This is a genomic window from Vibrio coralliilyticus (assembly GCF_024449095.1).
Classification (GTDB): Bacteria; Pseudomonadota; Gammaproteobacteria; order Enterobacterales; family Vibrionaceae; genus Vibrio; species Vibrio coralliilyticus_A.
Genome location: NZ_CP024627.1, coordinates 725,644 through 740,544 on the forward strand (window position 1 = coordinate 725,644; position 14,901 = coordinate 740,544).

The following is a 14,901-nucleotide window of genomic DNA, read 5'->3' on the forward strand; positions in this document are numbered from 1 at the left end:
GGGGTTAGCCATAGGCTAACCCCTTTTTTACCACTGCTTTTTATCTTAGATATCCAAATTAGGTTGAAGGTTGCTCAACTGGCTTGGATTCTTCTTCTGCTGTAGGTTCTTTACCTGTCTTACGACGATATTTATCTTCCCAGTAATCTGCGCCTTTTATGCCCAGTTTAACAGGGTTGAATGTGTATTCTGTGACGCCTTGCTTCTGCTGTTCTTCGTAATCATGTAGAGCCTTAAGTGCTGGCTTCGCCATAAAGAAGATGATCAGAATACCAACTATGTTGAGCCATGCCATCAGGCCAACACCCACATCACCCATCGCCCATGCAAGGTTTGCAGTCTTAACTGTACCGTAGAACACAACCGCAATAAGTGCCACTTTTAGTACGAACATCAAGCCGTTAACTTTGATGTGACGACGGATATAGGCCACATTTGTTTCTGCGATGTAGTAGTAAGCAAGGATGGTTGTGAAAGCAAAGAAGAACAATGCAATCGCAATGAACGGCTTACCAATACCCGGTAATGCACTTTCAATTGCCATCTGAGTGAAGACAGGGCCGTTCGCTGCAATGTCTGCTGCTACATTCTGAACTAAGAAGCCTTCTGCACCGTGGACGTTGTAAGCACCCGTGATGATAATCATAAATGCTGTAGCCGAACATACTAGCAGCGTATCGATGTAGATAGAAAACGACTGTACCAGACCTTGCTGAGCTGGGTGGTCAACACTTGCTGCTGCAGCTGCGTGAGGACCTGTACCTTGACCTGCTTCGTTTGAGTAAACACCACGTTTAACACCCCAGCCGATGGCCGCACCAACACCTGCCATAGGTGTGAACGCATCACCAATGATCATTGAGAATACGCGTGGTACTTCACCGATGTTTAGAAGGATGATGATGAAGGCCGTTACGATGTAAGCCAGCGCCATAAAAGGAACCACGATTTGTGTGAAGTTCGCGATACGCTTAACACCACCGAAGATGATGAAGGCTAGAATGACGGAGATAACAGTACCTGTGAAGATTTTCGCAAAGCTGAATGTACCGATCGCTGTCTCGATCATAGCGCCTGAGCCAAATGCGGCTTCAACTGCATTACCAATACTGTTTGACTGAACACCCGGCAGTAGGAAACCACATGCAAAAATGGTCGCAATAGCGAAGATCCACGCGTACCACGTCTGACCCATTGCTTTTTCAATGTAGTAAGCAGGACCACCACGGAACTCACCGTTGTCTTCTTCTTTGTAAATTTGTGCAAGCGTGGATTCCGCGTAGGCTGTCGCAGCACCAAAGAATGCTACCACCCACATCCAAAATACCGCGCCCGGGCCACCAAAGCCGATAGCAGCGGCAACACCAGCAATGTTACCTGTACCTACACGTCCTGAAAGTGAAACGGCGAGTGCCTGAAAAGAAGAGATGCCTTTGGACGAGCTTTTACCTGAAAGAAGCAGACGCCACATTTCACCGAAGTGACGAATCTGCACGAATCGCGTCATGATTGAGTAGAACAAGCCAGCGCCAAGACACAAATAAATCAGTGCCGGACTCCAGATGATTCCATTCAGAAAATCAACTAATGACTGCATAAGTATTTTCCCTGTTTAGTTTTATAGTGGTTGTTTTGCGAACAGAATATTAACCTTTTTGTAACTCTGATGTTAACCGATTTGTACTTTAAAATTTATTTGCGTGAGCTTAGGCACAAAATGCTAAATAAATGTTAACGAGTAGTGTTATCGTAGCGAGTAGTTTCAAAATGCTTGAAAAATGAATTGATATGACCCAATCCATAGCGCACTAACAATGCGCGCTATAGTTGTGTAGCTCGTTTTTTGTACTGTCAATGTCATCGATTGTAGGTATTTACACTATTCGTTGTATCGATGCGTGCTGAGCTCCTTATATTGGTGATAATTTGACTGTGTAATCACTTCTGTCAGGATCTCTGCTGAGCCACAGGCCATAGTCCAACCTAAGGTGCCGTGCCCAGTATTAGTAAAGAGGTTCTTTATTGATGTGCTTCCGATGATCGGCGTGCCGTCGGGGGTCATTGGACGGAAGCCTGTCCAATAATCTGCGCGAGATAAATCTGTCCCATCCGGAAATAAGTTAGACACAACATGATTCAACGTAGCGAGTCGTTTATCCGGCAGGGCGGGATCAAAACCAGCCAGCTCGGCGGTGCCCGCGACGCGAATTCGATTTTCGAAGCGAGTCACGGCCACTTTGTAGGTCTCATCCATAATGGTTGATTGAGGTGCGAATGCTTCGTCAATGATAGGCAAGGTGAGTGAGTAACCTTTGACGGGGTAGAGTGGGATGTCTATACCAACTTGCTCTAAAAGCGATTTTGAATAGCTGCCCATGGCTACCACAACTTTGTCTGCGGCAATTTCCCCTTGCGATGTGTTGACTGAGAGTACCTGATTACCTTGTGTGTTGAGGCTATGTATCTCGGTGTTGAAGATGAACTCAACCCCCGCTTGTTCTGCCATTGCTTGCAGTTGTTGGCAGAACAAATAGCAGTCTCCAGTCTCATCATCTGGCAAATAGAGACCTCCGGTAAGTGTTCCTTGAATGTGGGCGAGCCCAGGCTCTTGCACTAAACACTCTTGAGCATTCAGCAACTGGTATCGAGTGCCACTTTCTTCTAGCAGTGCAATATCTTTTTCTACTGCAAGTAATTGCTTGCGGTTACGGAAAATTTGTAACGTCCCTCGAGTACGCCCTTGGTAGTTGAGGTCGTATTGCTGGTTTAACTGCGCTAAACACTCTCGGCTACGATTGGCAATCGCCAACATACGGGCTTTGTTAATCCGATACCTGTCCAGCTGGCAATTTTTTAACATTTGGCTAGCCCAACGGAGGAGTTCTGGGCTAAGGCTAGGCTTAATCTTTAGCGGTGCATGCTCTTCTAATAACCATTTTATGGCTTTCATGGGCACGCCAGGAGCCGCCCATGGTGAAGAGTAGCCATAAGAGATCTGGCCCGCATTGGCAAAACTGGTTTCTTCTGCGGAGCGTGGTTGGCGATCAATCACCGTAACTTGACACCCCGCTTGCTGTAAATACCAAGCGCTGGTTAATCCGACCACTCCGCTGCCTAAAATGACGACTTTCACACTCCAACTCCATAAACGGGGAATTTTTTCAAGAATGTTGGATTTACATCTGGTTAACAATCTATAAGAATTAATATCACTGTTTAGAAAAACTAAAAGCTTTATGAAATCAGCTCTGCTTAATGGAATCAATCTAGTGTGCATTGTCGCCAGACACCACAGCCTGACCAGTGCGGCCAGTGAGCTTAACCTCACTACAGGTGCCGTCAGCCAACAGCTTCAGTCGGCGGAAGAACGTCTAGGTTTTGACGTGTTTGAGCGTCATGCGAGAGGTATTCGCTTGACAGATCAAGGTCAAAAATTAGTTGAGTCAGTTTCACCGCATTTAGCGGCTATTGAAGATACTATCTACCAACTTACGCATGTGATGGATAGTAAGCAGATCCGACTTAAGCTGACCCCTTCACTTGCTTTTAAGTGGTTGGTGCCTCGCTTAGAAGATTTCCAGAAACAACACCCTGAAATACAGATCCACACGTTTGCTGAGGGAGCCTTGGTTGATAGCGACAACCGAGATTACGATATCGCGATTGATTACGGGCCATTACCCTATAAGTTGCCTGACGCTGAGCTATTGATGGAGGAATCTTTGCTGCCAGTAATGAGCCCAGGGTATTTTCGTCACTTTGCTCATCTTAGTGTGTCAGGGAGTGCACAGAGCTGGCAACATGTGACCTTGCTCCATGATGCGATGCCATGGAAAGGATCGACCAAAGATCATGAATGGCAATTTTGGGCCCAAGAGCACTCGCTTGAGTTTGACACCCATCAGGGGCACTTCTTTAATCGTACCGACATGGCTATGTCTGCAGCTGAAGCCGGAGTCGGTGTGGCGTTGGCGCGCATGGCACTATTGGGGGATGAGTTAAAACATCACAGGTTAGTGGCGCCATTCCCAGCTATCCGTGCCAGAGCGGGGTATTTCATTATTACTCACGTCGACAACCCGCATACTCGGCTGTTTAAAAGTTGGCTGAAACAACAAAGTGTTATTAGTTAAATTGTAAATAGCGTTTGCGAGTGTATATGCACCCACTACACTTAATAATGCCAGCAAGTTTCCACTTGCTGGCGTGCTTACGGGGCAGCGCATATGAAATCGACACAAGGCCAATGCAGCTATCAAAATCCTGATGGCTGGTGCTGCGATCAACCGTGTGGTGAGTCAGGACTGTGTTACTGGCATGATCCCAAAGTCGATAAAAGCAAAGATGATATAAAAGACAAGGTTGAACAATGGGCCGCAGCGGGTAAACCTTTAGACGGATTTCAGTTGGCAAGAACAAACTTGGTAGACATCAATTTGGTTAACCGAGGGTGTAAAGAAGGCTATTCATGTCGTAATGTGGATTTTTACCGAGCGGATCTGACCGATGCGCACTTTTTCGGTCTTGATTTACGTGGTTCGTCGTTAATGAAATCAAAGATGTTAGGTGCGAATCTGCATTGTGCCAAGCTTGATGACTGCAATTTACTGGGAGCAGATCTTGGTCGAGCGAAGCTGGAAAATGTTGAGTGGGGAACCTACCTCAAGCAAGAACAACAAGCTAAGCAGGCACGCAAGAAGCGTCAGTACAAAGAAGTTGCATCCTTGTATCAGGAAGCCGAGGAAGTGTGTCGAAATATTCGCAAGCAATGTGAGAAGCAGGGGTTGTTCGAGATGGCGGGAGACTTCTTCAAACGCGAGATGCGTTTTCGTCGATATCAAATGCCAAAGTTGAGTGTCCGTAGAGTGGTGTCTAAAGTGGTCGATCTGTTCTGCGGTTATGGCGAAGATCCGATGCGGGTGGTCGGCTTTTCTATCTTTCTGATATTAGTCTGTGCCATGGCGTATTTCTTTTTGGATACTACGGGCGCACACCCGATATATGAAGATCTTAGTGGCTGGCAATTCTATCTATTTGAATTTCTTAACTCGCTTTACTTTAGCGTAGTGACCTTTACTACTCTCGGTTACGGGGATATTTCCCCAGTCGGAATCGCTAGGTTTATTGCTGCCTTCGAAGCTTTCCTCGGCAGCTTTACCATGGCGCTGTTTGTGGTGGTTTTCGTGAAGAAAATGACGCGTTAGAGGCTACGATAATGTTGTACTAACCAGTTTTCAGCATCGATCTCATCCGCTTTAAACTGGTTGGCGAAATGTTCGATCATTGCAGATAAGTACTCTCCGCTGTCACACATAGTGTCAAACAGTCTGTCTTCTGTTGCCGCTAATGAACCCGATTGTGGCTGTGCTTTTGCGGCCAATAATACAGGAATTATATACTTGTCTTTGTTGGCTTGGTTGAGGTCTTTAAGCTGGCGAGCAGCTAGATGAACCTGAGCGATAGAGCTTGGCTGGTAATTATCGCTTTCCATGTCTATCCGAATAACGAATATGATCCCACGATAGAGCACTATTGACTCTATATCTTCAAGGTTTGCTCCCATGGGCAGGCGTAGTAGCACTTGTCCAGCTAGGTGAGGCAAGGTTTTCAACTGGGTTTGCAGCAGTGAAATTTTCCTTAGCCATGTTTGCTTCGCATCGGCCTTTATTAGATCTAGGTCACTTAGGTTTGCACTATCAAGCTGGTGGCAGAAAGTGTAAAGAGGGGTATTGAGTAAGATTTTATCATTCATCGCTTTTAAGGGGGTAATATGATTGCATCTACATTCTGATGGTGTATCGAGTACAAAGTAGAGCGCTTGATAAAAGACTACTCCATATTGATTCACTAGCTCAAGGAAGGTATATGAAAGATGAAACCTAATCAATTGACTTTAGTTTTAAAACTGAGCAATCACTACATCTTGGACATTTCATATACCAGTAGAAGAATGTGTTCCCTTCGTGATATTTAATTCAACTCTGGCATTACATTGCCGCTATAGTGATGTAGACATTGAGTTTATCTGTCGATACAGAGGCTTATGAATATTTTGCCTGAGTAACTGTAGGCTTAGAAGAGCAATTCTTTCTAGTTTAAGGAAAGTTCACCACTCGGGGCTTATACTAGGATAGTAACCAATGCTTCATCATAGTGTGAGCCACACAAGAGCTTGCAATGAGATTGATGAATTCTTCTGGCATTTATATTGATAAATGAGATAGTTTTACTTTCGCCTCACGCGTTAACGAAAAATACAAATCCCGAGGCGGCAGATTAGGTAGTTACGTAGATGAGAAACACTCTACGTAAGTGTGAATGATACCGGGAATGAGTAAAATCAACTATGAGCGTTTCAAGCAGTACAATTCTTACAGAAAGTGGCACAAATGAACTTGAAATTATTGAATTTCACTTAGTTAAACAGATGCCCGATGGCTCTAAAAAAACCTGTTATTACGGCATCAACGTCGCCAAAGTACGTGAAGTCATTCAGGTACCGGAAACGACCGATTATCCCAATGCTCAGCCTCATATGGTTGGTGTATTCTCTTCCCGAGATATTCTTACTCCTCTGGTCGACCTTGCTGGCTGGTTAGGTGTTCCAACGAGCAAAGATTTAGATAAGAAGTTTGTCATTGTGACGGATTTCAACCGCATGACTAACGGCTTTCTGATTGATAGCATTAGCCGTATTCATCGTATTTCATGGAATGATGTCGAATCTCCAAGCCAATTTCTTGAAGCTGGCGAACAAGACTGTGTAGTGGCAGTCGTGCGCAAAGATGGCAATCTGATAATGATCCTTGATTTTGAGAAGATCATCGCTGACATCAACCCAGAACTGAGTATGGAAAAATACGATGTCAAAGTGGATAAAAGTGTCGATCTCAACCAGAAAATGGTTTCTAAGCGTAATTCGAAGACTGTCATGGTGGTGGATGATTCGGCCTTTATCCGCAGCTTGATCCAGGACACATTAAGCTCGGCGGGTTATAACATCATCGCATGTAAAGATGGTGGTGAGGCACATGAGAAGTTAATGGAAATTGCCGAAGTCGCGAAGAAGGAAAATTTACCTGTGACTGAACTGGTTGATGCGGTAGTGACGGATGTGGAGATGCCACGTATGGACGGTATGCACTTGGTGAAGCGTTTACGTGAATCCGATGCTTACAAAGAGTTACCGATAGTTATGTTCTCTTCTCTGATGAGTGATGATAACCGTGCCAAAGCTCTGGCTTTAGGTGCAAATGACACTATTACTAAGCCAGAGATTGGTCGTATGGTCGCAATGATGGACCAATACATTTTCTAATGACTATGCTGTTGTTCTGAAAGCGCTTTATTCTTTTGTATTTCAAGCTGGGCGACTTCGTTGTCCAGCTCTTTTATTTTTGCTGCCATTAATGTATGGCAATGCTCCGCCAGCTTTCGTGCATCTTCGATTTTATACCCAGAGACATCAATGGGCTCGAGCATTTCAGAAATCACCACACCATTGTTACGACGATTTAAGTCAATCTTGTTATGGGTAGTGCTGACACACATTGGCGTGATGGGGACTCCCGCTTCAATGGCCATACGGAATGCACCAGTTTTAAACGGTAGCAGCCCTCTTCCTTTGCTTCTTGTTCCCTCGGGGTAAACCCAAACAGACAGATCGCGTTGATGAATCGCTTCTGCGACTTGTTTGATCGTATCGCGTGCTTGAGATTTGTTCTCTCGGTTAATCAGTATGTTGCCAGTGATCCAGTAAAGTTGACCGAAGAAAGGGAGCCAGAGCAAGTCTCTTTTGCCAAGAGTGACGGTTCTTGGGCGAAGCATCCCCGGCGCTGTGACAAAGTCGTACACACTTTGATGATTAGAGATATAAACGCTATTGGCTGGTGTTGGAGCTCTATCTAAGCCACGTTGTATCAGTTTGAGGCCGACAAGTTTATGTAGCTGATTAAACCAGCGGCAGAAGAAATAAACATGCCTTGGGTTTCTTGGGCTGAATAAGCAATAGATCAAAGCAAATAGTGTGGTAAAGACAATAAAAATTGCAGCCAAGGTCAGACGAATAATACCAAGCAAAATACTTTCCTCTTTAAATGCACATGCGTTATCAAACCGATGTAAATCATTCAGTTTAATCTAGAGTCTTCATTCTATTTAACTCAATTGCAACAAAAAATACGTAAAAGCTTCTATCAAGTGTAAAAGTTACCTTCTCTGAAAGCTCAGTCCATTCCTGTGGACAACGGTTGCCAGATACCAATTTCCGAACTCCTTATAATGATTAAATTATCAAAATTAAAGTTGTCTGTTTTTCTGATGTTTTGTTTTTTAACAAATGTTAAAACTATCACTTCTGCTTGTTGGTAAATAATCAATCATTAAAACCAATTTTAAATGCACTTCTTGTTATTAACTAATTGCTTTTTAAGGTTTTTTATTAACCAAAGTATGTTTACTAATACTGTTGTTTAATTGATTTGTTGCCTGTTTATGAAGGTTTTGTTTTATAAAATGTTGGATGTTTTATAAGCGTGATTTATAGCTAGGGCTCTCTTGAGTAGTTATAAAAGATGACTGTTCATGGAGATAAAGTGAATAAAAATAGCTCAAAAAGGATCAGAGCAAATGCACAACATGATAAATAAAACCAAAGGAATATTCGTCCTATCGTCAATTACCGTGGCTATGGCTGGTGCTACGTCTGCGTTCGCAGCGTTGCCAACTGGCTTTAACGAGGCTGATTTGCCGACTAAATATATAGTCAAGTTTAAAGAAGAGTCACCTGCACCTTTCTCAATGGCGAGCTCAGCAGTGGCACCATCGAAAGCGCGTGAAGCGGTATTAGATGAAGTGAAAGCGCGCAAAGTTGAAAAATTGGGTAACCAAGCACTTTACAGTGTGGAAGTAGACGACAGTGAGTTGTCGGCACTACGTGAAAACAGCCAAGTTGAATATGTCGAGGTGGATCCTCCACGTTACTTATTAAGTGAAACTACCCCTTGGGGCTTCAATGCGGTGAATGCCCAATTATTAAGTGACTCCAATGCGGGCAACCGTACAGTGTGTATTATTGATTCAGGTTACGACATCAGTCATAACGACCTGAGCGGCAACCGTGTACAAGGTACTAACGACAGTGGTACGGGATCATGGAGTTCTCCGGGTAACAATAATGCTCACGGTACTCACGTTGCGGGTACTATTGCAGCGATTGCTAACAACGAAGGCGTCAAAGGCGTGATGCCAAACCAGAACGTGAATTTGCATATTGTTAAAGTGTTCAATGAATCAGGGTGGGGGTATTCATCGAGTTTAGTGAAGGCGATCCAGACCTGTGCGGATAACGGTGCAGATGTAGTCAATATGAGTCTCGGTGGTAGCCAAGCGAGCCGAACTGAGCAAAATGCCCTTCAGTCGATTTATGATGATGGTGTTCTACTTATTGCTGCGGCAGGTAACTCAGGCAATACTGCACACAGCTATCCTGCCTCTTATGACGCTGTGATGTCCGTTGCAGCAGTGGATAACAAAAATCATCATGCAGCTTTCTCTCAAGCAACAGATCAGGTAGATATTGCAGCACCAGGTGTGGCGGTACTGTCAACTGTGACCGTCGGTGAGGGTGTACTGTCCGATATTACGATTAACGGAGTGAGTAACTTCGATCGTGGTGTCGTTCCACACAATCGTAAAATTCTCCAGTCAGGCGACTACATCTCAGATCCGATTGCCGGTACGTTTACCGCCCCTCTTGCTGCTTGTGATATCTCGTCAGGCAGCTATAACTGTGGTGACATGTCGGACAAGATCTGTCTGACTGAGCGTATTGATAATCAGGCAACAGGCGTGCGCCCAGAAATCAACCCAGTTAAGGCATGTTACAACGCAGGTGCCAAAGCTGCGATTGTATACAGTAATCAGGAGCTGTCAGGCTTACAGAACCCATTCGTACTGGATGACAACAACGATTATCGTATGGTTTCCGTTACAGTTGACCGCGAGTTCGGCCTAGAACTGGCGAATCAGCTTGGTCAAACCGTCACAGTCAAAACCACCAAGGGTGAAGATTACGAGTACTATAATGGTACCTCCATGGCAACACCTCATGTCACTGGTGTTGCAGGCTTAGTATGGAGCTACCACCCAACGTGTACAGCGCAACAAGTACGTAAGGCACTGACCGCGACAGCAACTGACATCGACTCAGAAGGCCGTGATAACCGTACTGGCTATGGTCTAGTGAATGCGGATGCTGCGAAGGCATACTTGGATGTAGGCTGTAATGGCCCTGTTGACCTTAGTAAAGTTCTGGAGAATGGTGTCGCGAAAACGTCACTGTCTGGCGGAAGTAAATCAAGCACGGTTTACACTTTCGATGTTCCTGCCGATGCCAGCCAAGCGACGTTTACTCTAAGTGGTGGCACAGGCGATGCCGATATGTATGTTCGCTTCAATGGTACACCTAGCACCGGTGTTTACGATTGCCGTTCATGGGAGCAGGGTAACGGTGAGAGTTGTTCTCTCAATGTCACTTCTGCTGGTACTTATGAAGTTCTAGTTTATGGTTATTCCGCTTACTCAGGCGCTTCACTCGTTGCTTCTCATAATGGTAATGATTCTAGTAGCCAGGCACCATCTAGCTACACAAACTCTGATGCAGTCGCCATTCCAGATAACAGCAGTGCTGGTGTAACGAGCACACTCGACGTACTGCGTTCTGGTGATGCTGGTACCGTTTCTGTTGAACTTGACATCAGCCATACTTACATTGGTGATTTGCGTGTTACTTTGACATCTCCAACGGGCCATGAAGTGGTTTTGCATGACAATGCGGGTGGTTCAGCCAACAACATTGCCAACACTTATCAGGCTAACTTTAGTGGGTATGAGTCGAAAGGTACATGGAAGCTGAGTGCTGTAGACAATGCCAGTCAAGATACGGGCAGCATCAACAGCTGGACTCTATCTTTTCAATAAGGAATGAGTATGAAGAAGCAGAGATTAAAATCATTTTCCTATGTTGGCGCTCTCAGCCTACTGGTCGCGACTTTCTCCGCCAATGCAATGGCAGGAAATCCGGCGTTTCCCCCAGTGGAAAAGAGACCAGCACAGGCTGCTGAGCAACCAAGGTTCTTTGTGAAGTATCATGAAGGCAAAGAGCAGCAGGCCAGAGAGCTTCTTCGTTCTCATGATATTGAAGTGGTTGATGTTTTAGATAATCAGCAGGTGCTGGTGGTATCTGCGACTCAGGAACAAATCGATGAGCTAAACGATAATGAGCTGATTGATTATACAGAGCCAGAGCCTATCCGACGTCTTTACTCACAATAATCAATGCGCCCTAAGGGGCGCTTTTTTATGCTTTACTGGCGTTGTTTACACAATAAAGTGGTTACAATTGTGTAGCTGGCTTGGCATTCTTATGAAGCGTTTGTCAGTTCACCGTTTGGTGGCTGAGTTGCTGCTCTTCTTTCTCCATCGCATCCTATTATTCATCGAATTTTCATATCCTATGAGTGATAGTCAGTGACTCTGACTTGCTTTACTGTTTCAACTTCTGTCTTTTTTGTTTATAGCTCAAATTATAAATTCGGCTTTTATTACGTTGAAAATAGGCTTTTTTGTTAATTTGTGGTTTTTGGTTATAATAAATAATTAGACCTCTAAGTATTTTTGAGGTGTGGTTTAGATAAAGAGAGAAAACTATGTCCCACACGGTAGAGAAAGTGAGTGGTTCATCAATGTCTGCGTTTGATGCAGTTTTGGATAATATCATTCTGAAACCTGAGCCTAGAGCAAGATATAACCGTATTTTTGTTGTGCCTGCCTACCAAGGAATTACAGACGCCCTTCTAGAAAATCATCGTACGTTTGAGCCTGGGGTTTATCAGTATATTTTGTCTGGAGGGGAGGAATGGGAAAGTCAGTTAGACAGTGTTATTCAAAGGTTATTACTAGTGAATGAGAGTGTATTCGCTGATCCCATATTACGCAGAAAAGCGGATGAATTCATTTTGGAACGTGTATCTTGTACTCGTCAGTGGATCCGCCACTATTTATCTACTAGGAAGCCGATAGATGATGCATCTCATCAATACTATTGGCAGCCGGTTCGAGAGCGGCTGGCATCAATAGGTGAGGCTCATAGTGCTTACAATACTGCCTTGAAGGCAAAGCGCCATGGTGTGCAAACTCGGTTCATCGACTTAGCTGGCCCTCCTAATGAGCCGCGTGAATCTCTTGATAGCCAAGTTTGGAATCGTTTAGAGGGGGTAGACTTAAACTGCGAACTTCCAGTTGTTACCGCTTATGCATCTTGTGAAAGGAGTGACACTTGTCATGATGATCGCCGTTACGGTGATTTAACCTTGAGTAGAATAGCGGCATTAACTGAAGCTAAACAGGCGGTGATACATCAATGTTCTCATCTGAGTTCGGGCGATCCCGATTTAATTGGTACTGAGCTGGTAAACCCGATTGGGCAATCAAGCTATCAAGTAGCCAATGAACTGTCAGCCTTGTCTCACGATCTTGTTCATCCTGATGCCATTGAAGAGCTTTCCCAAGAGAATATTGACTTGCAGGTGAAATGCACCTTTGAACCTGAACATCCGGGGACTGTTATTAGCCATGACCATTGCTCAACAGAGCAGAAAGTGGACGTTGTGACAGGGAGAGACGATGTTTGTGTGTTAAAAATAATTCTTACCGAGGGTAATTCGGATTTGGCTGATCTAAAACATCAGCTTTTCTCCTTACCCAATGTTAACCTTCTGCACCATGATGAGCGGAGAGAAACACTCTGTTATTACTTTGATTGCTCGGTGTCTAATTTTGGTAAGATATTGACTCAAGCCAAAAAGTGCTTACCTAACGCTGAACTAACCGTTCAACGAGTGGCTTTACTGTCCGTTTTGGGGGCGAAAATATCAGGTGAGCAGACTTTACGCCTAGGCTGCCAAGCACTAGAGATGCAAGGGATATTACCTGATAATATTCATTACACTGAAGGTGATAATAGCGTAAAGTTTGCGGTGGCAAGTGTTCAGTTCAGAGCGGCTCTATGTGCTTTGCATGATGTATTTTTAAATACTACCGCAGATCGCAATCACTAATTTTTAGCTTCAGCCCCAGTATTAGATATCCTGTATTGTTGAAATCGTATTACGTCCTTTGTCCTTTGAGAGATAAAGAGTCGCGTCTACGGCTTCTAAAAATGCTTGAGGTGATGTGTTTCTTTCAGGGACGATGGCTCCCAGTCCAATACTTAATGTGACATGTGAAGAAATGGGTGAGTCTGGGTGTAATATTTTTCCTCTGGCCATCGCTTCTTGAATTCGGTGTGCCACAGAGAGCGCATCATCGAGGGGGGTGTTAGGCAGTAAGACGACGAACTCTTCTCCTCCATACCGAGCGACCATGTCGCTGTTTCGATGAACGGCTTGGTCAATGAGATTCGCAACCTGTTTGAGGCAAGCATCACCAGCACTATGACCTAAGCTATCGTTGTACTTTTTGAAAAAATCGATATCGATCATGATCAAGCCAAGGGAAGTTCCGTCTCGATGGCATCTTTTCCACTCTTCTTCGAGTAAATCATCAAACGCTCTTCGGTTACTAATACCTGTTAAAGCATCTTTTAATGACAGTAATTCTAAATCTCTGTTGAGTCGGGCTAGGCTTTCATTGGCTTGGAATAGTTCTAAGGTTTTTTCACTGACTCTTTGTTCTAGCACTTGATTAGCATCGATGAGTTTGTCTGCCATTTGGTTAAAAGCTTGAGCAAGCATTCCAAGTTCATCTTTCGTAAAGTACTGAATTCTTTGGGATAAATCACCGTTGGCAATCATAGATGCCACGTAAGTTAAATCAATGATGGGTTTAGTGATCGTTCGAGATAGGATGAGCACAACAATGCCCCCTACGAGTGCAGTTGCCAGAGAAGAGATGATCAGAAACTGCCTTTGTTCACTGATTATCCCAAGCGCATCGGCATGATCTATTTTGTACACAAGTCCTAAGTTCAGCTCTTTGAATGCATAAGCGACGGCGAGTACATCATGACCTTTGTGATCGATGTAGGTGGTTATATCATCATCTTTCTGCCTCACTAGGGCGAAAGGGTCAACCCACGAACCCTGCTCATACCCTAAAGTCAGAGCTACTGGGTAAATAGGGGTAATACTACCCGTATTTGGGTTTTGATAAACCAGAGTTGTCTCTTCTGAGTTGCCAAGCCCAAACTGGGTATCTGTGACCACAGAAAAATCACTCAAATTCATTTCGAGTATGGCGTACCCAATAAGGTGCCCATCAAGCTGCAATCTCTGTGAAATAAACAAAGTCGTCACATCAGTTTCTTTATTTAGATTAAATGCTATGGCGTACCGCTTGTCTTTGGCGGGAAGCAACTGCCGTTTGATTTCTCCGTTGGCGTGGATGTTAGCAGAGGAAGTGACTACTTGAGCATCTGCGTTGGTCACTATGATGTTCTGAATACTTTTGATCGATGCTTTAGCATCCGTGATTATTTTATATATTTTATGGACATGTGCTGTGCTCTCATCACTTGTTTCAGATTGCTTTAATTTACTTAGTGCGATTCTCAATTGTGTTCTTGAGCTTATTAATGCAATGCGTTCTTGGTATTTTTTGATAATTTGAAAAACCGCATTTCTTTTATTATTCGCAACGGTTTTAAGGTGGTTAACGACAACCATTTCAATCGATTCTTGGCTTTTATAGTGATAAACCGATCCTGTAATGATCAAAGAAAGCATAATAATACTTAGTAAAATAACGGTGATTTTTTGCCTGATGCCAATACCAGTGGGCTTATACGTTTTATTGATAGGCATAGTGTCATTCTCAAGCTTCTACTGCATATCAATTAAGCTT

General features: G+C 44.1%; 11 protein-coding genes. 6 read left to right on the forward strand and 5 right to left on the reverse strand.

The window, feature by feature from the left end:
- Positions 1-58: 58 nt before the first annotated feature.
- Together CTT30_RS03295 and CTT30_RS03300 are read right to left on the reverse strand one after the other, a co-directional pair.
- Complete coding sequence (locus CTT30_RS03295; protein ID WP_239867328.1) at positions 59-1,597, reverse strand: alanine/glycine:cation symporter family protein; 1,539 nt, start codon at positions 1,595-1,597, stop codon at positions 59-61.
- 282 nt (positions 1,598-1,879) lie between these two features.
- Complete coding sequence (locus tag CTT30_RS03300; protein WP_275658417.1) at positions 1,880-3,193, reverse strand: D-amino acid dehydrogenase; 1,314 nt, start codon at positions 3,191-3,193, stop codon at positions 1,880-1,882.
- Between the two features lie 43 nt (positions 3,194-3,236).
- On the opposite strand from CTT30_RS03300, the gene CTT30_RS03305 reads away from it, so the two are divergent.
- Positions 3,237-4,133: a LysR substrate-binding domain-containing protein gene (locus CTT30_RS03305; protein ID WP_252036028.1), complete on the forward strand. Its 897-nt coding sequence runs from the start codon at positions 3,237-3,239 to the stop codon at positions 4,131-4,133.
- A gap of 93 nt (positions 4,134-4,226) precedes the next feature.
- The gene (locus CTT30_RS03310) at positions 4,227-5,204 is read left to right on the forward strand and encodes an ion channel (protein WP_239837477.1); all 978 of its coding nucleotides are present in this window, start codon (positions 4,227-4,229) and stop codon (positions 5,202-5,204) included.
- Here CTT30_RS03310 and CTT30_RS03315 read toward each other — a convergent pair.
- Positions 5,201-5,752: a hypothetical protein gene (locus CTT30_RS03315; RefSeq protein ID WP_252036029.1), complete on the reverse strand. Its 552-nt coding sequence runs from the start codon at positions 5,750-5,752 to the stop codon at positions 5,201-5,203. The genes CTT30_RS03310 and CTT30_RS03315 overlap by 4 nt on opposite strands.
- A 594-nt stretch (positions 5,753-6,346) precedes the next feature.
- Between CTT30_RS03315 and CTT30_RS03320 the strand changes: the two genes are divergently transcribed.
- Complete coding sequence (locus CTT30_RS03320) at positions 6,347-7,318, forward strand: chemotaxis protein CheV (RefSeq protein WP_252036030.1); 972 nt, start codon at positions 6,347-6,349, stop codon at positions 7,316-7,318.
- On the opposite strand, the gene CTT30_RS03325 is transcribed toward CTT30_RS03320, so the two are convergent.
- Positions 7,315-8,079, reverse strand: a complete 765-nt coding sequence (locus tag CTT30_RS03325; RefSeq protein ID WP_252036031.1) for a 1-acylglycerol-3-phosphate O-acyltransferase — start codon at positions 8,077-8,079, stop codon at positions 7,315-7,317. The two genes, CTT30_RS03320 and CTT30_RS03325, sit on opposite strands and share 4 nt — an antisense overlap.
- Before the next feature lie 549 nt (positions 8,080-8,628).
- Between CTT30_RS03325 and CTT30_RS03330 the strand changes: the two genes are divergently transcribed.
- The 3 genes from CTT30_RS03330 to CTT30_RS03340 all read left to right on the forward strand — a co-directional run bounded on the left by CTT30_RS03330 (position 8,629) and on the right by CTT30_RS03340 (position 13,118).
- A complete protein-coding gene (locus CTT30_RS03330) occupies positions 8,629-10,980 on the forward strand; it encodes a S8 family serine peptidase (protein ID WP_252036032.1) in 2,352 nt (783 codons plus the stop codon).
- 9 nt (positions 10,981-10,989) lie between these two features.
- The gene (locus CTT30_RS03335; RefSeq protein WP_239867349.1) at positions 10,990-11,334 is read left to right on the forward strand and encodes an ATPase; all 345 of its coding nucleotides are present in this window, start codon (positions 10,990-10,992) and stop codon (positions 11,332-11,334) included.
- Positions 11,335-11,708: 374 nt separating this feature from the next.
- Positions 11,709-13,118, forward strand: a complete 1,410-nt coding sequence (locus CTT30_RS03340) for an amino acid kinase family protein (RefSeq protein WP_252036033.1) — start codon at positions 11,709-11,711, stop codon at positions 13,116-13,118.
- A gap of 21 nt (positions 13,119-13,139) precedes the next feature.
- Here the strand turns inward: CTT30_RS03340 and CTT30_RS03345 are convergent, their stop codons facing one another.
- Positions 13,140-14,861, reverse strand: a complete 1,722-nt coding sequence (locus CTT30_RS03345; protein WP_252036034.1) for a sensor domain-containing diguanylate cyclase — start codon at positions 14,859-14,861, stop codon at positions 13,140-13,142.
- Between the last annotated feature and the right edge of the window lie 40 nt (positions 14,862-14,901).

Coding starts and splice junctions, on each gene's coding strand:
- CTT30_RS03295 (WP_239867328.1), bottom strand. CDS start 1,597: ATGCAGTCATTAGTTGATTTTCTGAATGGAATCATCTGGAGTCCGGCA.
- CTT30_RS03305 (WP_252036028.1), top strand. CDS start 3,237: ATGAAATCAGCTCTGCTTAATGGAATCAATCTAGTGTGCATTGTCGCC.
- CTT30_RS03310 (WP_239837477.1), top strand. CDS start 4,227: ATGAAATCGACACAAGGCCAATGCAGCTATCAAAATCCTGATGGCTGG.
- CTT30_RS03315 (WP_252036029.1), bottom strand. CDS start 5,752: ATGAATGATAAAATCTTACTCAATACCCCTCTTTACACTTTCTGCCAC.
- CTT30_RS03320 (WP_252036030.1), top strand. CDS start 6,347: ATGAGCGTTTCAAGCAGTACAATTCTTACAGAAAGTGGCACAAATGAA.
- CTT30_RS03330 (WP_252036032.1), top strand. CDS start 8,629: ATGCACAACATGATAAATAAAACCAAAGGAATATTCGTCCTATCGTCA.
- CTT30_RS03335 (WP_239867349.1), top strand. CDS start 10,990: ATGAAGAAGCAGAGATTAAAATCATTTTCCTATGTTGGCGCTCTCAGC.
- CTT30_RS03340 (WP_252036033.1), top strand. CDS start 11,709: ATGTCCCACACGGTAGAGAAAGTGAGTGGTTCATCAATGTCTGCGTTT.
- CTT30_RS03345 (WP_252036034.1), bottom strand. CDS start 14,861: ATGCCTATCAATAAAACGTATAAGCCCACTGGTATTGGCATCAGGCAA.